Source organism: Pseudalgibacter alginicilyticus (genome assembly GCF_001310225.1).
Taxonomy (GTDB): Bacteria; Bacteroidota; Bacteroidia; order Flavobacteriales; family Flavobacteriaceae; genus Pseudalgibacter; species Pseudalgibacter alginicilyticus.
In genome coordinates this window covers 3,380,260-3,403,056 of record NZ_CP012898.1, presented here as the reverse complement: position 1 = coordinate 3,403,056, position 22,797 = coordinate 3,380,260, and the positions used below count along the sequence as shown (strand labels likewise).

35 protein-coding genes are annotated in these 22,797 nt (G+C 32.2%); 8 read left to right on the top strand and 27 right to left on the bottom strand.

Going from position 1 to position 22,797, the window contains the following annotated elements:
• Positions 1-24: 24 nt before the first annotated feature.
• A complete protein-coding gene (locus APS56_RS14145; RefSeq protein ID WP_054731406.1) occupies positions 25-606 on the bottom strand; it encodes an NUDIX hydrolase in 582 nt (193 codons plus the stop codon).
• Between the two features lie 131 nt (positions 607-737).
• Here APS56_RS14145 and pyrE point away from each other — a divergent pair, with 131 nt between their 5' ends.
• Positions 738-1,382, top strand: coding sequence for an orotate phosphoribosyltransferase (gene pyrE / locus APS56_RS14140; protein WP_054729650.1), 645 nt, complete (start codon positions 738-740; stop codon positions 1,380-1,382).
• A gap of 72 nt (positions 1,383-1,454) precedes the next feature.
• Positions 1,455-1,850: an SRPBCC family protein gene (locus tag APS56_RS14135; protein ID WP_054729647.1), complete on the top strand. Its 396-nt coding sequence runs from the start codon at positions 1,455-1,457 to the stop codon at positions 1,848-1,850.
• Here APS56_RS14135 and APS56_RS14130 read toward each other — a convergent pair.
• Positions 1,847-2,578 carry a biotin--[acetyl-CoA-carboxylase] ligase gene (locus APS56_RS14130; protein WP_054729643.1) on the bottom strand — a complete coding sequence of 244 codons (732 nt, stop codon included), beginning with the start codon at positions 2,576-2,578 and terminating at the stop codon, positions 1,847-1,849. The two genes, APS56_RS14135 and APS56_RS14130, sit on opposite strands and share 4 nt — an antisense overlap.
• Positions 2,579-2,673: 95 nt before the next feature.
• Here APS56_RS14130 and rsfS point away from each other — a divergent pair, with 95 nt between their 5' ends.
• The 6 genes from rsfS (at position 2,674) to APS56_RS14100 (ending at position 7,523) form a co-directional block, all read left to right on the top strand.
• Positions 2,674-3,045: a ribosome silencing factor gene (gene rsfS / locus APS56_RS14125; protein WP_054729642.1), complete on the top strand. Its 372-nt coding sequence runs from the start codon at positions 2,674-2,676 to the stop codon at positions 3,043-3,045.
• Between the two features lie 9 nt (positions 3,046-3,054).
• The gene (gene ftsH / locus APS56_RS14120) at positions 3,055-5,001 is read left to right on the top strand and encodes an ATP-dependent zinc metalloprotease FtsH (RefSeq protein WP_054729639.1); all 1,947 of its coding nucleotides are present in this window, start codon (positions 3,055-3,057) and stop codon (positions 4,999-5,001) included.
• 120 nt (positions 5,002-5,121) lie between these two features.
• A complete protein-coding gene (locus APS56_RS14115; protein ID WP_054729636.1) occupies positions 5,122-5,730 on the top strand; it encodes an LUD domain-containing protein in 609 nt (202 codons plus the stop codon).
• Between the two features lie 66 nt (positions 5,731-5,796).
• Positions 5,797-6,618 carry a phosphatidate cytidylyltransferase gene (locus APS56_RS14110; protein ID WP_054729634.1) on the top strand — a complete coding sequence of 274 codons (822 nt, stop codon included), beginning with the start codon at positions 5,797-5,799 and terminating at the stop codon, positions 6,616-6,618.
• Positions 6,608-7,264 (top strand): phosphatidylserine decarboxylase family protein, encoded by a 657-nt coding sequence (locus APS56_RS14105; RefSeq protein ID WP_054729631.1) that lies wholly within the window; start codon positions 6,608-6,610, stop codon positions 7,262-7,264. Before APS56_RS14110 ends, APS56_RS14105 begins: the two co-directional genes overlap by 11 nt.
• A complete protein-coding gene (locus APS56_RS14100; RefSeq protein ID WP_054729629.1) occupies positions 7,257-7,523 on the top strand; it encodes an acyl-CoA-binding protein in 267 nt (88 codons plus the stop codon). The genes APS56_RS14105 and APS56_RS14100 overlap by 8 nt, the downstream gene beginning before the upstream one ends.
• A gap of 64 nt (positions 7,524-7,587) precedes the next feature.
• On the opposite strand, the gene APS56_RS14095 is transcribed toward APS56_RS14100, so the two are convergent.
• The 25 genes from APS56_RS14095 to rplP form a co-directional block, all read right to left on the bottom strand.
• Positions 7,588-8,505 (bottom strand): dimethylarginine dimethylaminohydrolase family protein, encoded by a 918-nt coding sequence (locus APS56_RS14095; protein WP_054729626.1) that lies wholly within the window; start codon positions 8,503-8,505, stop codon positions 7,588-7,590.
• Between the two features lie 73 nt (positions 8,506-8,578).
• Positions 8,579-9,865, bottom strand: coding sequence for a citrate synthase (locus tag APS56_RS14090; protein ID WP_054729622.1), 1,287 nt, complete (start codon positions 9,863-9,865; stop codon positions 8,579-8,581).
• 176 nt (positions 9,866-10,041) lie between these two features.
• Positions 10,042-11,334 carry a phosphopyruvate hydratase gene (gene eno / locus APS56_RS14085; protein ID WP_054729619.1) on the bottom strand — a complete coding sequence of 431 codons (1,293 nt, stop codon included), beginning with the start codon at positions 11,332-11,334 and terminating at the stop codon, positions 10,042-10,044.
• 145 nt (positions 11,335-11,479) lie between these two features.
• The gene (gene carA / locus APS56_RS14080) at positions 11,480-12,592 is read right to left on the bottom strand and encodes a glutamine-hydrolyzing carbamoyl-phosphate synthase small subunit (protein WP_054729617.1); all 1,113 of its coding nucleotides are present in this window, start codon (positions 12,590-12,592) and stop codon (positions 11,480-11,482) included.
• Between the two features lie 130 nt (positions 12,593-12,722).
• A complete protein-coding gene (rplQ, locus tag APS56_RS14075; RefSeq protein ID WP_054729614.1) occupies positions 12,723-13,214 on the bottom strand; it encodes a 50S ribosomal protein L17 in 492 nt (163 codons plus the stop codon).
• 112 nt (positions 13,215-13,326) lie between these two features.
• Positions 13,327-14,319 (bottom strand): DNA-directed RNA polymerase subunit alpha, encoded by a 993-nt coding sequence (locus tag APS56_RS14070; RefSeq protein ID WP_054729612.1) that lies wholly within the window; start codon positions 14,317-14,319, stop codon positions 13,327-13,329.
• A gap of 94 nt (positions 14,320-14,413) precedes the next feature.
• Complete coding sequence (gene rpsD, locus APS56_RS14065) at positions 14,414-15,019, bottom strand: 30S ribosomal protein S4 (RefSeq protein WP_054729609.1); 606 nt, start codon at positions 15,017-15,019, stop codon at positions 14,414-14,416.
• 194 nt (positions 15,020-15,213) lie between these two features.
• A complete protein-coding gene (gene rpsK / locus APS56_RS14060) occupies positions 15,214-15,597 on the bottom strand; it encodes a 30S ribosomal protein S11 (RefSeq protein ID WP_054729607.1) in 384 nt (127 codons plus the stop codon).
• Positions 15,598-15,696: 99 nt separating this feature from the next.
• Positions 15,697-16,071: a 30S ribosomal protein S13 gene (gene rpsM / locus APS56_RS14055; RefSeq protein ID WP_054729604.1), complete on the bottom strand. Its 375-nt coding sequence runs from the start codon at positions 16,069-16,071 to the stop codon at positions 15,697-15,699.
• A 2-nt stretch (positions 16,072-16,073) separates the two neighbouring features.
• Complete coding sequence (ykgO, locus tag APS56_RS16800; RefSeq protein WP_013305171.1) at positions 16,074-16,190, bottom strand: type B 50S ribosomal protein L36; 117 nt, start codon at positions 16,188-16,190, stop codon at positions 16,074-16,076.
• Between the two features lie 4 nt (positions 16,191-16,194).
• Positions 16,195-16,410 carry a translation initiation factor IF-1 gene (gene infA, locus APS56_RS14050; protein ID WP_028289261.1) on the bottom strand — a complete coding sequence of 72 codons (216 nt, stop codon included), beginning with the start codon at positions 16,408-16,410 and terminating at the stop codon, positions 16,195-16,197.
• Positions 16,411-16,421: 11 nt separating this feature from the next.
• Positions 16,422-17,768, bottom strand: coding sequence for a preprotein translocase subunit SecY (gene secY / locus APS56_RS14045; RefSeq protein ID WP_054729601.1), 1,347 nt, complete (start codon positions 17,766-17,768; stop codon positions 16,422-16,424).
• A gap of 14 nt (positions 17,769-17,782) precedes the next feature.
• Entirely contained in the window at positions 17,783-18,235 is a 453-nt protein-coding gene (gene rplO / locus APS56_RS14040) for a 50S ribosomal protein L15 (protein ID WP_054729598.1), read from the bottom strand.
• Positions 18,236-18,247: 12 nt separating this feature from the next.
• Positions 18,248-18,430: a 50S ribosomal protein L30 gene (gene rpmD / locus APS56_RS14035; protein ID WP_054729595.1), complete on the bottom strand. Its 183-nt coding sequence runs from the start codon at positions 18,428-18,430 to the stop codon at positions 18,248-18,250.
• An 11-nt stretch (positions 18,431-18,441) separates the two neighbouring features.
• Positions 18,442-18,966 carry a 30S ribosomal protein S5 gene (gene rpsE, locus APS56_RS14030; RefSeq protein ID WP_054729592.1) on the bottom strand — a complete coding sequence of 175 codons (525 nt, stop codon included), beginning with the start codon at positions 18,964-18,966 and terminating at the stop codon, positions 18,442-18,444.
• Positions 18,967-18,972: 6 nt separating this feature from the next.
• Positions 18,973-19,329 carry a 50S ribosomal protein L18 gene (rplR, locus tag APS56_RS14025; RefSeq protein ID WP_054729589.1) on the bottom strand — a complete coding sequence of 119 codons (357 nt, stop codon included), beginning with the start codon at positions 19,327-19,329 and terminating at the stop codon, positions 18,973-18,975.
• A 10-nt stretch (positions 19,330-19,339) separates the two neighbouring features.
• Positions 19,340-19,882, bottom strand: coding sequence for a 50S ribosomal protein L6 (gene rplF / locus APS56_RS14020; RefSeq protein ID WP_054729586.1), 543 nt, complete (start codon positions 19,880-19,882; stop codon positions 19,340-19,342).
• 18 nt (positions 19,883-19,900) lie between these two features.
• On the bottom strand, positions 19,901-20,299 hold the full coding sequence (gene rpsH / locus APS56_RS14015) for a 30S ribosomal protein S8 (RefSeq protein ID WP_054729583.1): 399 nt from the start codon (positions 20,297-20,299) through the stop codon (positions 19,901-19,903).
• A 68-nt stretch (positions 20,300-20,367) separates the two neighbouring features.
• A complete protein-coding gene (gene rpsN / locus APS56_RS14010; protein ID WP_054729580.1) occupies positions 20,368-20,637 on the bottom strand; it encodes a 30S ribosomal protein S14 in 270 nt (89 codons plus the stop codon).
• A 3-nt stretch (positions 20,638-20,640) separates the two neighbouring features.
• On the bottom strand, positions 20,641-21,192 hold the full coding sequence (gene rplE / locus APS56_RS14005; protein WP_054729577.1) for a 50S ribosomal protein L5: 552 nt from the start codon (positions 21,190-21,192) through the stop codon (positions 20,641-20,643).
• Positions 21,193-21,194: 2 nt separating this feature from the next.
• A complete protein-coding gene (gene rplX / locus APS56_RS14000) occupies positions 21,195-21,506 on the bottom strand; it encodes a 50S ribosomal protein L24 (protein ID WP_054729574.1) in 312 nt (103 codons plus the stop codon).
• Between the two features lie 13 nt (positions 21,507-21,519).
• Complete coding sequence (gene rplN / locus APS56_RS13995; protein ID WP_054729571.1) at positions 21,520-21,888, bottom strand: 50S ribosomal protein L14; 369 nt, start codon at positions 21,886-21,888, stop codon at positions 21,520-21,522.
• 2 nt (positions 21,889-21,890) lie between these two features.
• Entirely contained in the window at positions 21,891-22,148 is a 258-nt protein-coding gene (gene rpsQ / locus APS56_RS13990) for a 30S ribosomal protein S17 (RefSeq protein ID WP_054729566.1), read from the bottom strand.
• Positions 22,149-22,161: 13 nt separating this feature from the next.
• The gene (gene rpmC, locus APS56_RS13985; protein WP_054729563.1) at positions 22,162-22,353 is read right to left on the bottom strand and encodes a 50S ribosomal protein L29; all 192 of its coding nucleotides are present in this window, start codon (positions 22,351-22,353) and stop codon (positions 22,162-22,164) included.
• A gap of 13 nt (positions 22,354-22,366) precedes the next feature.
• Positions 22,367-22,786, bottom strand: a complete 420-nt coding sequence (rplP, locus tag APS56_RS13980) for a 50S ribosomal protein L16 (RefSeq protein WP_054729560.1) — start codon at positions 22,784-22,786, stop codon at positions 22,367-22,369.
• Between the last annotated feature and the right edge of the window lie 11 nt (positions 22,787-22,797).

Here is a 22,797-nt window from a genome sequence, read left to right as displayed (position 1 = left end):
TAAATAAAAACAGCCTTGTAAAAACTAAATCAAGTCTTGAATATTCGCATAAGAATTTTTAAGTGCTTTTTTTACCTTTTTTTTATTTAGCCATTTTACTTTAGTAATACCTTCATTTTCTTGAGGATACAACTCACCTTCAAATGACGTTTTCATTTCAAACCAATAGGTAATTTTTATTTTATAACGTCCATTTCGTTTAAAAATATGATAGGTAGTATCCAATGGCTTTGTTATTTGTAATCCAGCAACACCTGTTTCTTCTGCAACTTCTCTAATAGCAGTTTCTTCTATAGATTCATTGCCTTCTACTTTACCTTTTGGTAAATCCCATTTATCATTTCTGTAAATAAATAAAATTTCACCTTGATCATTATATACTTTTCCTCCACCAGCAATTACATTCGGCAATTTTTTTAAAAACTTTTTTAATAATTTATCTTTATTATGATGAATTAGCCTAGCTTCTTTAAGCTTTGTCTTATTAAGTTTTCTGATAACCGTATCCATCTTAACTGATTTAAGATCAAAATTCTTAAAATAGGTTTCCTCTTCAACTTTCGTAGTTAAAACGATTGGTTTATCGTTTACAAAAACTTTATACATAAATATGATGTCATGTTTTAGTTTTGTAAAAATATCATTTTTCAATAGAAACCTACTATTGTTAAAAAAAATATTTTTATTCATAATAATTAGAACTACAAAAAACTAAATTAATGTTTAATTTTGCGACTATGATTTTTAACAAAGACACCGCTAAACAAACCGCCAAAGTTTTATTGCAAATTAATGCCATAAAGCTAAGCCCACAGAAACCATTTACTTGGGCTTCCGGCTGGAAATCTCCTATTTACTGCGATAATAGGATTATTTTATCGTTTCCAATCATAAGGAATTATATATGCGAAACGATGGCTAAACAAATAGAAAAACAATATGGCAAACCTGATGTTATTGCTGGTGTTGCCACTGGTGCCATTGGTATAGGCATGCTTGTAGCTGAATATTTAGACCTTCCCTTTATATATGTTAGACCAGAAGCCAAAGGACACGGCAGAAAAAATCAAATTGAAGGTTTTATTGAAGAAGGCAAAAATGTAGTGGTGGTTGAAGACCTAATAAGTACGGGAAAAAGCAGTTTAAATGCTGTGCGTGCTTTAAAAGAAGCTAATATACATGTAAAAGGCATGATTGCTATTTTTACTTATGGTTTTGAAGTTGCTGAAGAAAATTTCAAAAAAGAAAATATCTTTTTACAAACTTTAGGTAATTATGAAAATTTACTAGAACAAGCTTTAGAAACCCAATACATTACCCAAGAAGAATTAAAAACTTTAAGTGATTGGAATAGTAATCCTAGTGAATGGAACACTAATTGATATCAAATGCATGTTGTTTAGCTGTTAAAAGAACACGTACAACCCACAAATTAACAACTTAATACTAATATAATGAATTTAGAATCTCCAAAAGTATCGGTTCCAAAATCACCCCAAAACGTTTTTGATTTTCTTTCCAATGTTAAAAATTTCGAATCTTTAATGCCGGAAAACATTAGTAAATTTGAAGTTTTAGAGAAAGACAAGTTTTTATTTCAACTAAAAGGCATGCCAGAAATTATACTTGAAACTAAAGAAGTTTTTCCTCCAAATACAATTGTTTTAGGTGCTGCTGGGGGAAAAATTGATTTTTCACTTACGGGTACCATAACTGAAACAAACAAAGAAGAAAGTGAGGTTCAGTTAACATTTAATGGCGATTTTAACCCCATGATGGCTATGATGATAAAAAGCCCTATCAAAAAATTTATAGAAACATTAGTTACTAACATTCCTAAAACGGTTTAGTAAAGTAAGGTTATTTCCTTTAAATCAAAAGCTTTCACAATATCATCTTCTAATAACACTTGAAGATGCCCTGCTGCTGAAACATTTTTAATAATTCCAGAAAATATATTACCATCACCCCCCTTAAAAGTTGATGGTTTATTCTTTCTAAAAAGATATGTTTCATATTCCTGCTTTAAATCTTCATAATGGCCATTCTGCAAAAGAGAAAAGTAGTTTTTTAAATGTACTATAATACTTTGTAAAACTTCATCTAAATGATAATGAATACCTGTTATACACTTTATTGATGATGCGGAAGGTAAGTTATTAAATGTCGTTTGATTCACATTTAAACCTACTCCAATAATTGAGGATTGTAAATTATTTTGTTTTATGACATTTTCGATTAATATACCACATACTTTTTTATTATCTGACAAAATGTCGTTAGGCCATTTAACACTTAATTTCTGAATATTAATGCTTTGCAATGCTTTTAATATGGATAAAGAAACAACTATACTTATAAAAAATGGGTTATCAATATAGAAATTAGAAACATCTTTAAACACACTAAATGTAAGGTTTTTAGAGCCTTCAGAATCCCATACTGCTCCCATTTGTCCTCTACCATTTGTTTGATTATTTGTGATAACCACAGTATAATCTCTAAGGCTTGTTTCAGAACTTAACTTCTTTAAATAGCTATTTGTTGAATCGATGGCATTAAGTTTGATAATATGCATACAGAAGTTATTTTTTATACTGTAAAATCTTATGATTATTTTAAACTATAAAGAACTAAAAAAATAATAACTTTGCACAACTTTAAATTAAATTAATGGCTAAAGAAAAAATAAGCACAGACCAACTAATATCATCCATAATAGGGGGCATAGAAGATGTTAAAGGAGAACAGATAAACATCCTAGATTTAAGAGCTATTGAAAATACGGTTTGTGACTACTTTATAATTTGTGAAGGTACTTCCAATACACAAGTAAATGCCATAGTCAATTCTGTACAAAAAAAAGTTAGTAAAGAACTTAAAGACCACCCTTGGCATGTTGAAGGTGATAACAATGCTGAATGGGTGTTAATGGACTATGTAAATGTGGTAGTACACGTGTTTCAAAAACACATTAGAGAATATTATGACATTGAAAGCCTTTGGGGAGATGCAAAAACAACAATAATTGAAACAAGCTACTAAAAATACAGGATGGCAAACAATAAAAAAAACATAAAAGAAAACAAGCCTAAGTTTAGTCCATATTGGATTTACGGAATCATCATTGCTATATTAATAGCAATGTCTGTTTTTGGAAACAACGGCTATCAAGAGGAAAACTTAACAAACCCTACACAATTTTTTCAATTTGTAGAAGATGGAGACGTAGCAAAAGTTGAAATTGTAAACAAGCGTATTGCAAAAGTATATCTTACCAAGGAAGCTGCAGAAAAAGAAATCCATAAAAAGTCAAAACCCTCTACCCTTATACCAACAACAGCCCAATTACCTAATTATAAATTTGAATTTGGCGACCTTCAAAACTTTGAAAATCAATTAGATGAAATCATAAAAGAACAAAACTTAAATTTAGAACCTATATATACCACTGAAGAAAACCATTTAGGTGATTTCTTATTAGGTATTCTACCGTTTATCTTATTAATTGGCGTTTGGATTTTTATCATGCGTCGTATGTCTGGTGGTGCTGGTGGTGGTGCTGGAGGACAGATATTTAATATTGGAAAGTCTAAGGCAAAGCTTTTCGATCAAAATACTGAAGTTAAAACAACCTTTAAAGATGTAGCTGGTTTAGAAGGTGCTAAAGAAGAAGTACAAGAAATTGTAGATTTTCTTAAACATCCAGAAAAATACACCTCTTTAGGAGGGAAAATCCCTAAAGGCGCCCTACTTGTTGGCCCTCCAGGAACTGGAAAAACTTTATTAGCAAGAGCCGTTGCAGGGGAAGCCAAAGTACCTTTTTTCTCATTATCTGGTTCTGATTTTGTTGAAATGTTTGTTGGTGTTGGTGCCTCTAGAGTTCGCGATTTATTTAAACAAGCTAAAGAAAAATCACCATCAATTATTTTTATTGATGAAATAGACGCTATTGGTCGTGCTAGAGGAAAAAATGCTATGTCTGGAAGTAATGACGAGCGTGAAAATACGCTGAACCAATTATTAACAGAAATGGATGGTTTTGGCACCAATACTAACGTTATTGTATTAGCAGCTACCAACAGAGCCGATATTTTAGATAAAGCTCTAATGCGTGCTGGTCGTTTTGACAGACAAATTTATGTTGATTTACCTGATATTCGTGAGCGTAAAGAAATTTTTGAAGTTCATTTAAGACCTTTAAAAAAGGCTAAGGATTTAGATACCGAATTTTTATCAAAACAAACCCCAGGTTTTTCAGGGGCTGATATTGCAAATGTTTGTAATGAAGCCGCTTTAATTGCTGCAAGAAATAATAAAAAAGCAGTAGATAAACAAGATTTCCTTGACGCTGTTGATAGAATTATTGGTGGATTAGAAAAGAAAAACAAAATAATAACACCTAGTGAGAAAAAAGCTGTGGCATTCCATGAAGCTGGTCATGCCACAGTAAGTTGGATGCTTGAGCATGCTGCACCATTAGTAAAAGTTACCATTGTGCCTAGAGGCCGCTCTTTAGGAGCTGCTTGGTACTTACCTGAAGAACGCCTCATTGTTCGTCCAGAACAAATGCTTGATGAAATGTGTGCGGCTTTAGGAGGTCGTGCTGCTGAAAAAGTAATTTTTAATAAAATATCAACAGGTGCTCTTAGTGATTTAGAAAAAGTTACCAAACAAGCTAGAGCCATGGTTACCATTTATGGATTGAGTGATAAAATTGGAAACTTAACATATTATGATTCTGGACAAAGCGAATACGGTTTCACTAAACCCTATAGCGAGCAAACAGCGGAATTAATTGACAAAGAAATATCTGATATTATTGAAAATCAATACAAAAGAGCCGTTAAATTATTAGAAGACAATAAAGATAAACTTACTGAACTTGCAAATGTTCTTCTTGAAAAAGAAGTGATTTTTAAAGATAATCTTGAAAAAATATTTGGCGAGCGTGCTTTTAAAAAAGAAGAACAAATAGACATAAAAGTACCAAAAGAATAAATTATCATTAATACTTTTATTAACGTTTTTAGTAAAAATCTTAAATTAATCGTATGGTTAATTTAAGATTTTTTATCTTTGATAAACTTCAAGAAAATTGAGTTAATAGCAGTTACCTGAATGAGTCTTTTTAGAAAATTATTTGGTTCAAAACCGGATCAAGAAAAAGAAGAAATTAAATCTATTGATAGAGGCAAATACATGCCTGAAATCAAGATACCCATTGATGAACGGTTTACTATTAATTTTAAGGCTAATGGAGGTAAATTTCTATACTGTGAAGATTTAGACGAAACCTTTGAGAGTCTTCAAAATATCATAGAGGAGAACCATTGGCAGGCTAAAGAAACTCTTATTTTTGATGAAAATCTTAAAGACAAATTTAAAAAATCAAATTTAAGTACAACTAAAAAAACTAATGATTCTACTTTTTTCCTTACAACCTGTGAAAATTTAATAGCAAATGATGGCTCGCTATTAATCTGTTCAAATCAAATATTAGAAAAAAAATTGATGGAACTTCCCGATAATTTTATTGTTTTTGCAACTACCAGTCAGATTGTAGAAAACATAGGTGAAGGCCTTCGAGGAATTAAATCAAAAAACAAACAAACCATTCCTACAAATATTACAACTATTAAGCATTTTAAATCTGGAGACGACAAAGATTTTTTAAGCTATGGCAGTAGTTCCAAAAACTTATACCTACTACTTTTAGAAGACTATTAAAAGTTACACAAGGTAAAAAACAATCAATTTGTACAAATCAATAAACAGAAAAATGCTTATTAGCTGATGAAAGAAATTTTAATACGATCATTTTCTGGATTAATCTATGTGCTATTATTAATTGTTTCCATGCAATTTGAACATGCTTTGATTATCCTTTTTTTCGTATTTGGTCTTATATGTATGGGTGAGTTCACCAAACTTATTCAACTAAAAAGCAAAATTCCATATATTATTTTTATTGTTTTATATCTGGCTTTCGGTTACTGGCGATTTGTTTCTAAAGAACATCTAGGTCTGCAAGAAGCCATTCAAATACTTTTAGTTATCAGTATTTTTGTGGAACTTTTTTTAATAAAAGATTTATTCTCTATTAGAACCACTCCTCTATTTAGCTCCAAGCAATTTATTATTACAACATTTTATATATCCAGTGCCTTTATATTTTTAATACTGATTGCAAATTATTTTCAGCCATACAATTCAAACATTTTATTAGGTTCCTTTATACTTGTTTGGATTAATGATACCTTTGCTTTTTTAGTAGGAAAAAACTATGGCAAACAAAAGCTTTTTGAAAAAATTTCACCTAAAAAAACGGTAGAAGGCTTTCTTGGTGGATTATTTTTTTCCTGTATTGCCAGTTATTTTATTGCTACCTTTACACAAACATTAAACTTTACCTATTGGCTTATTTTAAGTATTATAATAAGTGTGTTTGGTACATTAGGCGATTTAATAGAATCTAAATTTAAGCGAAACGCTAATGTCAAAGACAGTGGTATCATTATGCCTGGGCATGGTGGTTTGCTTGATAGATTAGACAGTATTATATTTGCCGCACCGTTTATATATTTATTTTTAAGAATTATACATTATGTTTCATAAAGAAGGTCATAAAATTATATTAGTAACATTTGGCATTGTTGTGGCCGCTTTTTTATTGGTTGATCATTTAATTCCTATTAAATGGCTTAGCACTACTATCATGATTGTGCTATTAATCTTCTTGATTCTTATTTTACAATTTTTCAGAAATCCAAAACGGAAAACTACCTTAAATGATTTACAAGTAATAGCACCTGTTGATGGTAAAGTCGTTGTTATTGAAGAAGTTGAAGAAAATGAATATTTTAAAGATAAGCGCCTGCAGATAAGTGTATTTATGTCACCAATAAATGTACACGTAACTCGTTACCCTATAGGAGGCAAAGTAGTTTTTAGTAAATATCATCCAGGCAAATACTTAGTAGCTTGGCATCCAAAAGCCAGTGAAGAGAATGAACGAACCACTGTAGTAGTAGAAAACAAAAGCTACGGCAAAGTAATGCATAGACAAATAGCTGGTGCCTTAGCAAAACGCATTGTAAATTATGCTAAGGTAGATGATGTTGCCATGCAAGGGAGCGAATCTGGATTTATAAAGTTTGGTTCTAGAGTTGATTTATTTTTACCCTTAAACTCAAATGTTAAAGTAAAACTTAACCAAAAAGTTCGAGGTGGAGAAAGTATTATTGCCGAAATACATGAATAGTGAAGAATTAAACATAGAATTTCAAGATGCTGTAAGTCGTATTAATGCCCATAAAGAACCGTTTCCTGCGGATTTTTTACTTCGGTTATACGCATACTACAAAAAAGCAACTAATGATTACGGAAGGCCCAAAAGCAGAACTCCAATTATAAATGCTTTTAAAACAAATGCCCTTTTTCAAATAAAAAATATTACTCAAGACGAAGCAAAAGCTACTTATATTGAATTGGTTAACAATTATTTTTTGTATAGAGAATAATTGCTATTATCAATACCAGATGCATCACTTATATAAATAAATCCAACCCAATTAGAAAGAAATATTAGTTTCGAATTAAAGGCATGGTACTACAACGTAGCAAGCCTTCTTGTTTTCCAATTTCAGCATAAGGTACTTCTTCAACAGTAAAACCTTGATTTCGCAACCAATTATTTAATCTAGTAAAGTTTTTTTCAGAAATAATAACCTCTTCAGAAATAGAAAACACATTACAATTCATATCATACATTTCCTGTTTGTTAATTTCAAACACATTTTTTTTCCCGAAAAAATCAATTAGCCATTGATATTCCTGCTCAATTAAAAAGCCATTTTTATGAATAATAGCTTTATTTTTACCAATAGGTTGAAAACAACAATCTAAATGCAGAGCATTTTCCTTAGGATCTGTATTCGATTTTCTCAGATCAAACCCTTTGACAATTTTATTGGGAAAAAGTTCTTGCAAAGCAATAACAGTATCTATATTTGTTCTTGCTGTAATATAATTGGAATAATCATCTCCTGAATAAGTTCCAACAAAAATATAATCGTTCCAAACAATAATATCTCCTCCTTCTGCATGGCATTCTTTAGGCAAAATAATTCTGTTTTTGGGGGCTACCTGATCCCAAATATGTCGTATAGCTTCAATTTCCCTGATCCGATTTGGTAAGATATTAGCTCTTATAATTTTATCTTCTATTACAAAGGCAATATCTCGTGAAAAAATTTGATTACAGTCCTTTAAAATCGTTGGTCTATACACAGTAACAGCATATTTCTCTAAAACGGAAGCCACCGTATTTAGTTCATAAATCATATCACTTTCTACTGGGTATGTCCCTGCTTTAATGTGCTCTATACTCTTGGGGTCGTAACAATCCTTAATATCAGGAATTGCACCATTACTTTGAGCAGTTCCTAAAACTACAGCTCTTAAATGTGCTGTTTCATTTTTTATATGAAGTTCCAGTGCCATATAAATATTATTTAAAAAGCTTCACAATATTAATCATGAAGCTTTTTAAATGTTATTATTTTAATGATTCAAATTATCTGTTTTCAACAGGAACAAACTTTCGCTCTGTTTCTCCAATATAAATTTGTCTTGGTCTTCCGATAGGCTCTTTTTTCAAGCGCATTTCTCTCCATTGAGCAATCCAACCTGGAAGGCGACCTAAAGCAAACATAACTGTAAACATATCAGTAGGAATACCCATACCTCTGTAGATTATTCCTGAATAAAAATCAACGTTAGGATATAATTTTCTATCTACGAAATAACTATCTTCTAAAGCTTCTTTTTCCAGACCTTTAGCAATATCTAAAATAGGATCTTGAATTCCTAAATTTCCTAATACTTCATCCGCGGCTTTTTTAATAATTCTAGCACGGGGATCAAAATTTTTATAAACACGGTGACCAAAGCCCATTAAACGGAAAGGATCATTTTTATCTTTAGCCTTTAACATGTATTTTTTAGTATCACCGCCATCTAATTTTATAGATTCAAGCATTTCAAGAACAGCTTGATTAGCACCACCATGAAGCGGCCCCCATAAAGCTGAAATCCCTGCAGAAATTGAGGCAAATAAACCTGCATGTGATGAGCCAACAACTCTAACTGTTGATGTTGAACAATTTTGCTCATGATCTGCATGAAGGATTAATAATTTATCTAAAGCATTTATTAATATTTCACTTTGTACATAACAAGCATTTGGTTGGCTAAACATCATTTTTAAGATATTTTCAACATATCCTAACGAATTGTCTCCATAATCCAAAGGTAAACCAACTTTTCTTCTATAAGTCCAAGCTACTAAAACGGGGAATTTACCTAAAATCTTAACAACAGATTTATACATATCTTCCTCAGAATTTACATTTACTGAAGAGGGATTGAATGCTGTTAAAGCACTTGTTAGCGAAGAAATGACACCCATTGGATGTGCAGACTTAGGAAAGGCTTCTATGATTTTTTTAATATCCTCATCTACTATAGATTGAGCTTTTATGTCGTCATGAAACTTATCATTTTGCTCTTTAGTAGGAAGGTGTCCAAATATTAAAAGATAAGCAACTTCTAAAAAATCTGCTTTTTCTGCCAATTCTTCAATGGAATATCCTCTATATCTTAAAATACCTTTTTCTCCATCTAAGAATGTAATAGCACTTTCACAAGATCCTGTGTTTTTAAAACCTGGATCTATAGTTATAACTCCATTGGTAGTACTTCTAAGATTGGTAATATCTATTGCTACTTCATTTTCTGTTCCTTCTACAAGAGGGAATTCATATTTTTGACCATTAATTTCTAAGTTGGCAGTTTTTGACATAGTTTTTGAAAATTTATTTTAAGTTATGCGGATTGCTAAATTACGAAATATCTCATTATTTTTTATAAAATAACGCTAAAAGGATTGAATAATTTACGCATTATTAAAATATAAGTATAAAAAAAGGAACAATTAAAAATATAACTGCTCCTTTTTGAAAATAAAACAGATGTTATCTATTTTACTTTAAATGCTTTTTCTTGTGGATAATAAGCGGTATTAGCCAGTTCTTCTTCTATACGAAGTAGTTGGTTGTACTTAGCCATACGGTCACTACGCGATGCTGAACCTGTTTTTATTTGTCCACAGTTTAATGCCACCGCTAAATCTGCAATGGTATTATCTTCAGTCTCTCCTGATCGGTGAGACATTACAGAAGTATATCCAGCGTTTTTAGCCATATTTACTGCAGCAATAGTTTCTGTTAATGAACCAATTTGATTTACTTTAACAAGAATTGAATTTGCAATATTATTTTCAATACCACGAGATAAACGTTCTACATTAGTAACAAATAAATCATCACCAACCAATTGTACTTTATCTCCAATTTTTTCAGTTAATACTTTCCATCCGTCCCAATCGTTTTCATCCATTCCATCTTCAATTGAAATGATTGGATATTTTGTTGTCAATTCTGCTAAGTATTCTGCTTGCTCTTGGCTTGTTCTTACAACACCAGATTCACCTTCAAATTTAGTATAGTCATATTTACCATCTACATAAAATTCTGCGGAAGCACAATCTAATGCAACCATAACTTCATCACCAAATTTATAACCAGCTTTTTCTACAGCTAATTTGATTGAATCAAGAGCATCTTCTGTTCCACCTGCTAAATTAGGAGCAAAACCACCCTCATCACCAACAGCAGTACTTAAACCTCTATCGTGTAATACTTTTTTAAGATTATGGAAAATTTCAGTTCCCATTTGCATAGCATGTGTAAAGTTTTTAGCTTTTACAGGCATAATCATAAACTCTTGAAATGCAATAGGCGCATCACTATGAGAACCACCATTAATGATATTCATCATTGGAACTGGAAGTGTGTTTGCAGAAACACCTCCTACATAACGATATAATGGCAAACCAAGTTCATTTGCTGCTGCTTTTGCTACAGCCAAAGAAACTCCTAAAATAGCATTAGCACCTAATTTTGATTTATTCGCTGTACCATCTAAGTCAATCATTGTTTGATCAATCATACCTTGTTCAAAAACGGAAACTCCTACCAATTCTTGAGCTATAATAGTATTTACATTTTCTACGGCTTTTAAAACCCCTTTACCCATATATGAATCTCCTCCATCACGTAATTCTACAGCTTCGTGCTCTCCGGTTGAAGCTCCAGAAGGAACTGCCGCTCGTCCAAGAACGTTATTTTCTGTTATTACATCTACTTCTACTGTTGGATTTCCTCTTGAATCCAAAATCTGTCTTGCGTGGACATTGATAATTATACTCATAATTGGTTATTTTTAAACTTTTATACTTTCAAATTTACGGTTAAATCTTGTATTATACTTGATGTTTCTAAAGAAAATCAATAAATTTTAGCTATAACGTTTTAGTTAAAATTTCACCTTCAAAAACATCATTATTTTTAAGTTTTTAGTTTTTGCTTTTCTTGATATTCTCTATAAATTCATCAAAAAGATATGAAGCATCATGCGGTCCTGGGCTTGCTTCTGGATGGTATTGTACCGAAAAACAATTTTTATTTTTCATACGTAATCCTGCTACCGTATTGTCATTTAAATGTACATGCGATATCTCTATATCAGGATTAACTTCTGTTTCCTCTCTATTAACAGCAAACCCGTGATTTTGAGAGGTTATTTCTCCTTTTCCAGTGATAAGATTTTTAACAGGGTGATTAATTCCTCTGTGTCCATTATGCATCTTATAAGTTGAAATTCCATTAGCAATAGCTATCACTTGATGTCCTAAACAAATACCAAATAAAGGCAAATCTCTTTTTATAATTTCTTTTGCAACTTCTTGAGCTTCAACCAAAGGTTCTGGATCTCCAGGTCCATTAGATAAAAAATAACCATCAGGGTTAAATGCCTCTAAGTCCTCAAATTTTGCGTTATACGGAAATACCTTGATGTAAGCATCTCTTTTAGCTATATTTCGAAGAATATTCTTTTTAATACCAATATCTAAAGCAGCTACTTTATACTTGGCATTTTCATCTCCAAAATAATAAGGTTCTTTGGTGGATACTTTTGATGCTAACTCCAAGCCTTCCATATTAGGAATGTCTGCTAATTGTTTTTTTAATCCTTCAAGATTATCCACATCCGTAGATATAACAGCATTCATAGCACCGTGATCTCTAATATAACTTACCAAAGCCCTCGTGTCAACATCCGAAATTGCTAATAAATTATTTTTATCAAGAAAATCAAGAAGTGAAGCATCTGCATCATCTCTAGAATAATCATAGCTAAAGTTTTTTACTATAAGACCCGAAATTTTAATAGAATCAGATTCTACTTCATCAGCATTAGTACCATAATTACCAATGTGAGCATTGGTAGCTACCATGAGTTGTCCATAGTATGATGGGTCTGTAAAAATTTCTTGATATCCCGTCATGCCGGTATTAAAACATACTTCGCCAAATGCTGTTCCTTGTTTATTACCTACTGCTTTACCGTGAAAAATAGTACCATCTGCTAAGAGAATGATGGCCTTTTGTTTTTTTTGATATTTCATTATAATTATTATGAGATTCCCACTTAAACTAAGCACTGTGCTACGTGAGAACAAAGATTTTACAAAATTGCATAAAAAAAAGGATAAACTAAAATAGTTTATCCTTTATATTTCAAATGCTTATTAACATTTATTCTTCCTCTTCGTTAGATGTTTTAGGTTCAACAACTGGTGCAGCTGTTGTAGCAGCTACAGCAGATTTAGAACCTCCTCTTCTACTTCTTCTGGTTGTTTTCTTCTTAGCTTTATCTGCATTGTAGATTTCATTGTAATCTACCAATTCAATCATAGCCATATCTGCATTATCACCTAAACGATTTCCTAGTTTAATAATTCTTGTATAACCTCCTGGTCTATCTGCAACTTTAGCAGCTACATCTCTAAACAATTCAGCAACAGCTTCTTTTTGTCTAAGACGAGACATAACTATACGTCTGTTATGTGTTGTATCTTCTTTAGACTTAGTAATCATTGGCTCAACAAATTGTTTTAAAGCTTTTGCTTTTGCTACTGTTGTATTAATACGTTTATGCTCAATTAATGAACAAGCCATATTAGCCAACATTGCTTTTCTATGTGCTGTTTGTCTACCTAAGTGGTTAATTTTTTTTCCGTGTCTCATGACATTTTAAATTTGACATCATCTTGCTACCAGATCCTTTTTGGAGAGCAAATTATGAGTCGTTAATGATTATTTGTTTGATAATTTAGAAAAATCTTCAATCGAAAATTCCCTAATCTTTATCTAATTTATATTTGCTCAAATCCATTCCGAAATTTAAACCTTTAACATGAACAAGTTCTTCAAGTTCGGTTAAAGACTTTTTACCAAAGTTTCTGAATTTCATTAAATCATTTTTATTAAATGATACTAAATCTCCTAAAGTATCAACCTCTGCAGCTTTTAAACAGTTAAGGGCACGAACAGATAAATCCATATCGATTAACTTTGTTTTAAGCAACTGACGCATGTGAAGAGATTCTTCATCATAAGTTTCAGTTTGTGCAATTTCATCAGCTTCTAAAGTAATGCGTTCATCAGAGAATAACATGAAATGATGAATTAACGTTTTGGCGCCTTCCGTTAAAGCGTCTTGTGGCGTAATAGATCCATCTGTAATGATTTCAAAAACCAACTTTTCGTAATCAGTTTTTTGCTCAACACGATAGTTTTCAATACTATACTTAACGTTTTTTATTGGTGTATAAATAGAATCTGTAAAAATAGTTCCTATAGGAGCAGCTGCTTTTTTGTTTTCTTCTGCTGGTACATACCCTCTACCCTTTTCAATAGTAATTTCCATATTGAAATTTACTTTTGGATCTAAGTTACAGATAACTAATTCTGTATTTAATACTTGGAATCCTGAAATAAATTTCTGAAAATCTCCAGCGGTAATACGATCTTGACCAGAAATTGAAATTGAAATTGACTCATTATCAATATCTTCAATTTGTCTTTTAAAACGAACTTGTTTTAAATTAAGAATAATTTCGGTAACATCTTCCACAACTCCAGCAATGGCTGAAAACTCATGATCAACACCTTCTATTCTAACGGATGTAATTGCAAAACCTTCTAATGAAGATAATAATACTCTTCTTAAAGCATTTCCTACTGTTAAACCATAACCTGGTTCTAAAGGTCTGAATTCAAATTTTCCTTCGAAATCAGTAGAATCGATCATGATTACTTTGTCGGGCTTCTGAAAATTAAATACTGCCATATGTTCTTCGTTTTAATTGTTATTTAGTTGCGCGGTTTATAAGTTTGAAGAAGTCTAATAAACCCTTTGGCCAAATACCAATATGATTAATTTATTATTTAGAATATAATTCGACGATGAATTGTTCGTTGATGTTTTCTGGAATTTGAATTCTAGCAGGTACAGAAACATACGTACCTTGTTTAGTTTCGTTATTCCAAGTAATCCATTCGTAAACTTGACTTGAATTTGATAATGATCTCTCAATAGCTTCAAGTGATTTTGATTTTTCTCTTACACCTACTACATCACCTGCTTTTAACTGGTAAGAAGGAATATTAACCAATTCACCATTCACAGTGATGTGTCTATGAGATACTAATTGTCTCGCGCCACTACGTGAAGGAGAAATTCCCATTCTGTACACAACATTATCTAATCTAGACTCACAAAGTTGTAGTAAAACCTCACCTGTAATTCCTTGTGCTGTTCTTGCTTTTTTAAACAATCCTCTGAATTGACGCTCTAATATACCATAAGTATATTTTGCTTTTTGCTTTTCCATTAATTGGATTGCATATTCAGATTTTTTTCCACGACGCTTGTTAGCTCCGTGTTGACCTGGAGGATAATTTCTTTTTTCAAAAGATTTATCTTCTCCAAAAATAGCTTCACCGAATTTTCGGGCTATTTTAGTTTTAGGACCAGTATATCTTGCCATTTTAAAATTGTGTTTTTAAGAGTGATTATGAATTAAGGTCTTAATCTTATCCTTCGATAATCATGAATCTCTTGTTGATACTTGTTATTATTTTTTTCAGTTTGCAAATTTACACAAAAAATTAATACCATCTAATTTTAGATGATATTAATTTTTTTGCTTTGCTTTCTTAAACTCTCGTTAAAAAAAAGTGATTAAACTCTTCTTCTTTTTGGAGGTCTACAACCATTATGAGGAAGTGGAGTCACGTCAATAATTTCTGTCACTTCAATACCTGCATTGTGGATAGAACGTATAGCAGATTCTCTACCATTTCCTGGTCCTTTTACGTACACTTTTACTTTTTTCAATCCAGCTTCTGAAGCTACAGCAGCCGCATCTTCAGCTGCTAATTGAGCAGCATAAGGTGTGTTTTTCTTAGAACCTCTAAATCCCATTTTACCAGCAGAAGACCAAGAAATTACATCTCCTTTTTTATTGGTAAGTGAAATAATGATGTTGTTAAAAGAAGCAGTTACGTGAGCTTCACCAACTGCATCAACTATAACTTTACGTTTTTTTGTGCTTGTTTTTGCCATATTATTTTAGCTTTTAGTTTTAGTGATAGTCGCTAGAATCCTAAACTATTATAATTTCAAACAGATTCCTTCCAACGTCTAAATACCAAAGACTAATTATTATTTAGTTGCTTTTTTCTTATTAGCAACTGTTTTTCTTCTTCCTTTTCTTGTTCTAGAGTTGTTTTTAGTACGTTGCCCTCTTAAAGGAAGCCCCGATCTATGACGAATACCTCTGTAACAACCAATATCCATTAATCGCTTAATGTTTAATTGTGTTTCAGAACGTAGTTCTCCTTCAATAGTAAAAGCACCAACAGCTTCACGAATATTACCTATTTCGTCATCTGTCCAATCTTGAACTTTTGTACTTTCATCAACTTTAGCTTCTGCTAAAATTTCTTTTGCTCTACTTCTACCTATTCCATAGATATAAGTTAAGGAAATTACTCCTCTTTTGTTTTTTGGTATGTCTACACCTGCAATTCTTGCCATAATTACCCTTGTCTTTGTTTAAATCTAGGATTCTTTTTGTTTATCACGTAAAGTCTACCTTTTCTACGCACGATTTTACAATCTGCACTTCTTTTTTTAACGGATGCTCTAACTTTCATCGTATTAGTATCTATAGGTTATTCTAGCCTTCGATAAATCGTAAGGACTCATTTCTAATTTTACTTTATCTCCAGGTAACAATTTAATATAATGCATACGCATTTTACCTGAGATATGTGCTGTCACAATGTGACCATTTTCTAATTCAACACGAAACATAGCATTTGATAATGCTTCTATAATAGTTCCATCTTGCTCTATTGCTGCTTGTTTTGCCATAGTATATAATATTAAGCGAGTGCTTTTCTATTCTTACCTGTCTTCATCAAACCATCATAGTGTCTATTTAACAAGTATGAATTTACTTGTTGCATTGTATCGATTGCAACTCCAACCATAATTAATAATGAGGTTCCTCCGAAAAATAATGCCCACCCTTGTTGCACGTCCATAAGTTTTACAATAAACGCTGGGAACACAGCTATTAATGCTAAAAATATAGAACCAGGTAACGTTATTTGAGACATAATCTTATCTAAATACTCAGATGTTTCAGAACCCGGACGAATTCCAGGAATAAAGCCTCCACTACGTTTTAAATCGTCAGCCATTTTATTGGTAGGTACAGTAATTGCTGTATAAAAGTATGTAAATACAATAATCAATATAGCAAAAGTTAAATTGTACCAGAATCCAAACATATCTGAAAAATTAGTTTGCATCCAAACACCAGCTGCAGTTTCTTTCATTAGGGAAGACCCACCTATTAAACCTGGTACAAACATTATAGCTTGAGCAAATATAATTGGCATTACTCCAGATGCATTTAACTTTAATGGGATATACTGTCTAGATCCTGCGGCTGCACTTTTTTCATAGCCACCAGAAGCTGTACGTCTTGCATACTGTACTGCTATTTTTCTAACCCCCATAACAAGCATTATTGAAGCTAAAATAATAGCAAACCAAACTATCAATTCAAAAAGAATTAACATTACATTGTTTCCTTCTAATCTTGTAGCAGCATTTTGTACAAAAGACAATGGCAATGTAGCAATAATACCTACCATAATTAATAGGGATATACCGTTACCAATACCCTTATCTGTAATTTTTTCTCCTAACCACATGGCAAAAATACAACCAGTAACTAAAATAATTACAGAAGAGAAATAAAACAAACCACCAGTGCCTAATAAAAAAGCACTTTGAGGAATACCCAATGCAGGTAAACTCGCTAAATAACCTGGTGCTTGTAGTAAACAGATAGCTATCGTTAACCATCTTGTTATTTGATTAATTTTCTTTTGTCCACTAGCACCTTCTTTTTGCAGTTTTTGTAAATAAGGAATTGCTATTCCCATTAACTGAACAACAATAGAAGCTGAAATATAAGGCATGATTCCTAAAGCAAATACAGAAGCTTTAGCAAAAGCACCTCCTGTAAAAGCATTAAGAAGTCCTAATAAGCCACCATCAGCACTATCTTCTAAACCACTTAATTGTGCGGCATCAATTCCAGGCAATGTTACTTGTGCTCCAAAACGATAAACTAAAAGCAAACCCAACGTTACTACAATTCGGTTTCTTAGTTCTTCAATTTTCCAAACATTCTTAATTGATTCTATAAATTTCATACTTATAATAAGTCTTATAAAGTTACAGCTTCTCCTCCTGCAGCTTCAATAGCAGCTTTTGCTGAAGCAGTAAACTTATGAGCAGATACTTTTAATTTAGATTTCAACTCACCTCTTCCCATAACTTTAACTAAGTCATTTTTTCCAGCTAAGCCGTTAGAGAATAAAATTTCAAAATCTACTGTATCTTTAATTTTCTTATCATCAACCAATTGTTGAAGAGTATCAAGATTGATACCTTGGTATTCAACACGATTAATATTAGTAAAACCAAATTTAGGAACACGTCTTTGAATTGGCATTTGCCCCCCTTCAAATCCTACTTTTTTAGAATAACCAGAACGTGATTTAGCTCCTTTGTGACCACGAGTAGCCGTACCACCTTTTCCAGAACCTTGTCCTCTACCTATTCTTTTCCCTTGATTTTTTACTGAACCTTCTGCAGGTTTTAAATTACTTAAATCCATTTTTCAGTTATATTATTTTGTTTCTTCAACAGAAACTAAATGTGAAACTTTAGCAACCATACCAAGAATATTTGGTGTAGCTTCATGCTCTTTTACTTGACCAATCTTTTTAAGACCTAGAGCTTCTAAAGTTCTTTTTTGTCTTTGCGTACGATTGATTGCGCTTTTAACTTTTGTTACTTTAATTTTTGCCATCTCTGTCTATATTAAGCGTTAAAAACCTGTTCAAGTGAAATACCTCTATCCTTTGCAATAGCGTTTGCATCTCTTAATTGTAATAAAGCATCAAATGTTGCCTTTACTACATTATGAGGGTTTGAAGATCCTTGAGATTTTGATAATACATCATGTACACCAACGGCCTCAAGAACAGTTCTTACAGCACCACCAGCTATTACACCAGTACCTGGCGCTGCAGGAATAATATTTACTCTCGCTCCACCATATTTACCTTTTTGTTCATGTGGTAAAGATTTTCCTTTTAAAGGAATACGCACTAAGTTTTTCTTAGCATCTTCAACTGCTTTTGCAATAGCACTAGCAACATCTTTAGATTTTCCTAAACCTTGACCAACAACACCTGCTTCATCTCCAACCACTACGATTGCAGAAAAACCAAATGCTCTACCTCCTTTAGTTACTTTTGTAACTCTTTGTACACCAACCAAACGATCTTTAAGATCTAATCCACCTGGTTTTACTAACTCTGCACTTTTATATTTTTTAAACATAATTTCTTAGAATTTAAGTCCTGCTTCTCTAGCTCCTTCGGCTAATGATTTTACTCTACCGTGATATAAATAACCACCTCTATCAAAAGCGATAGTTTCTACACCGGCCTTAATTGCTTTTTCAGCAAGTGACTTTCCAACTAAAGCAGCAGCTTCAATTTTAGTAACTTTAGCAGTATTAATATCCTTATCTCTTGAAGATGCAGCACTGATTGTTTTTCCAGTTACATCATCTACAATTTGAGCATAAATTTCTTTATTACTTCTAAAAACAGCCAATCTTGGTCTAGCTTCCGTTCCAGAAACTATCTTACGAATTCTGCTTTTTATTCTTAATCTTCTTTGATTTTTTGTTAATGCCATAACTTACTTATTAAGCTGATTTACCTGCTTTTCTTCTTAATACTTCACCAACAAACTTGATTCCTTTTCCTTTATAAGGCTCTGGTGATCTGAAGCCACGAATTTTAGCAGCTACTTGTCCAACAAGTTGTTTATCGAATGATGTTAATTTTACAATTGGATTTTTTCCTTTTTCTGATATTGTTTCAACGGTCACTTCAGGAGCCACATCTAAAACAATATTATGAGAAAACCCTAAGGCTAAATCTAATTTCTGACCTTGGTTTGATGCTCTATAACCAACACCTACCAATTCTAATTGTTTGGTCCATCCTGTTGATACACCTGCAATCATATTGTTCAATAAAGATCTGTATAAACCATGTTTGGCTTTTTGATCTTTACTATCAGAAGAACGTGTTACTAAAACATTACCTTCTTCTACTTTTATTTCAACAGAGTCGTAATTTTGTGTTAACTCTCCTAATTTTCCTTTTACAGTAACAACGTTATCTTTAACATCTACTGTTACACCTGCTGGAATGGCTACTGGATTATTTCCTATTCTTGACATTTCTTTTCGGCTTTTAAATTAGTAAACGTAACATAAAACTTCGCCACCTACATTGTCTCTCTTGGCTTGTTTACCTGTCATAACTCCATGAGAAGTTGAAACAATAGCAATACCAAGGCCATTAAGGATTCTAGGTAATTCAGCAGCACCAGCATACTTACGTAAACCTGGAGTACTAATTCTTTGAAGTTTTTTAATTACGGGTTCTTTTGTTTCTTTGTTGTACTTAAGAGCTATTTTAATAGTGCCTTGTACGGTGGAATCATCAAACTTGTAACTTAAAATATATCCTTGTTCGAATAATATTTTTGTGATATCTTTTTTAAGATTAGATGCAGGGATTTCAACCACCCTGTGGTTAGCACGCACTGCATTTCTAATTCTTGTCAAATAATCCGCAATTGGATCTGAGTACATAATGAATTGATTTTGTGGTCTTGGTTTTCGAACTATTTCGAACCTTAAACCTGATTATTTAAATAATATTACCAACTTGCTTTTCTAACACCAGGGATAAGACCTTGATTAGCCATTTCTCTGAATGTAACACGAGAAATTCCAAAAGTTCTCATATATCCTCTTGGTCTTCCTGTTAATTTACATCTATTATGTTGACGAATAGGTGATGCATTTTTAGGTAACTTTTGTAATGCATCGTAATCTCCAGCTTCTTTCAAAGCTTTACGTTTTTCAGCATACTTAGCTACTGTTTTTGCTCTTTTTACCTCACGGGCTTTCATTGATTCTTTAGCCATATCTTAGTTCTTTTGAAAAGGTAATCCTAATTCGGTTAATAATGATTTTGCTTCTTTATCTGTATCAGCAGAAGTTACAAATGTAATATCCATTCCAGAGATTTTATTAACTTGATCAATATTAATTTCTGGAAAAATGATTTGCTCTGTAATTCCTAAATTATAATTGCCACGTCCATCAAATCCGGTTGCTTTTATACCGTTGAAATCTCTCACACGTGGAAGTGCTGTAGTAACTAAACGATCTAAAAACTCGTACATTTTCTCTCCACGCAAAGTTACTTTTGCTCCAATAGGCATTCCTTTACGCAATTTGAAAGATGCTACATCCTTTTTAGACATGGTTGCTATGGCTTTTTGTCCAGTAATGGTAGCTAACTCTTCAACTGCATAGTCAATTAGTTTTTTATCAGCTACTGCTGCACCAACACCTTTAGATACTACTATCTTTTCAAGTTTTGGTACCTGCATTACGTTTTTATAACCAAATTCGTCTGTAAGAGCAGCAATTACTCTGCTTTTATACTCTTCTTTAAGTCTAGGTATATATGCCATAACTATATTACTTCATTAGATTTTACTGAAAATCTTACTTTTTTATCGCCTTCAACTCTATAACCTACCCTTGTTGTTTCTCCCTTAGAAGTTAACAATGATAGATTAGATATATGAATAGCTGCTTCTTTTTCTACAATACCACCTTGAGGATTCTGTGCACTTGGTTTTGTATGTTTCTTAACCAAATTTACACCTTCAACAATGGCTTTGTTCTTGTCTATTAATACTTTTTGTACTTTACCTTCTGATCCTTTATGATCTCCAGCAATTACTTTTACAGTATCTCCTGTTTTTATTTTAAGCTTTGTCATCTTAAATAATGTATTAAAGCACCTCTGGCGCTAATGATACAATCTTCATGAATTGTTTGTCACGAAGTTCTCTAGCAACAGGACCAAATACACGAGTTCCTCTCATTTCTCCTTGCGGATTTAAAAGGACACAAGCATTATCATCAAATCTTATATAAGATCCGTCTGGTCTTCTTACTTCTTTAGTTGTACGAACAACAACTGCAGTAGAAACTGCTTTTTTCTTAATGTTTCCATTAGGAGTTGCGTCTTTTACTGAAACAACTATTTTATCTCCTACAGAAGCATATCTTCTTTTAGTACCTCCTAAAACACGGATAACTAAAACTTCTTTTGCTCCAGTATTATCGGCTACTTTTAATCTTGATTCTTGCTGTAACATAATTATTTAGCTCTTTCAATTATTTCAACTAATCTCCAACATTTGGACTTACTTAAAGGTCTTGTTTCCATGATCTTTACAGTATCGCCAATATTACAATCGTTTGTTTCATCGTGTGCAACGTATTTTTTTGTTTTTAACACGAATTTTCCATACATAGGGTGTTTTACTTTTTTAACCTCAGAAACCACAATAGATTTCTGCATCTTGTTACTAGTAACAACTCCTATACGTTCTTTTCTTAAATTTCTTGTTTCCATCATGTCAGCAGAATTATTGTAATTCTCTTTTAGTTAATTCAGTCGCAATTCTAGCTACAGTTCTTCTTATTGAACGAATTTGAATTGGATTTTCTAAAGGAGATATTGCATGTGCTAATTTTAAATCTGAATAACTCTTTTTTGTCTCACTAAGTTTCTCTTGTAACTCAGCTACAGATAATTCTTTAATTTCTGATTGTTTCATAATATCAAATAAATTATGCTTCGTAATCTCTAGCAATTAAAAACTTAGTTTTTACTGGTAATTTTTGTGCTGCTAAGCGTAAAGCTTCTTTTGCAACATCTAAAGGTACTCCTCCTATTTCAAAAACTACTCTACCTGGTTTGCAAACGGCAACCCAGTACTCAACAGCACCTTTACCTTTACCCATACGTACTTCAAGAGGCTTTTTAGTGATAGGCTTATCTGGAAAAACTTTAATCCAAAGTTGTCCTTCTCTTTTCATGTAACGAGTAGCGGCAATACGAGCTGCTTCTATTTGACGTGATGTCAAAAACGTTGCGTCTAATACTTTTATTCCAAAAGTTCCGTTTGAAAGTTGGTTTCCTCTTTGAGAAAGACCTTTCATACGTCCTTTTTGTTGTTTACGAAATTTTGTTCTTTTAGGCTGTAACATTTTTCTTAAAT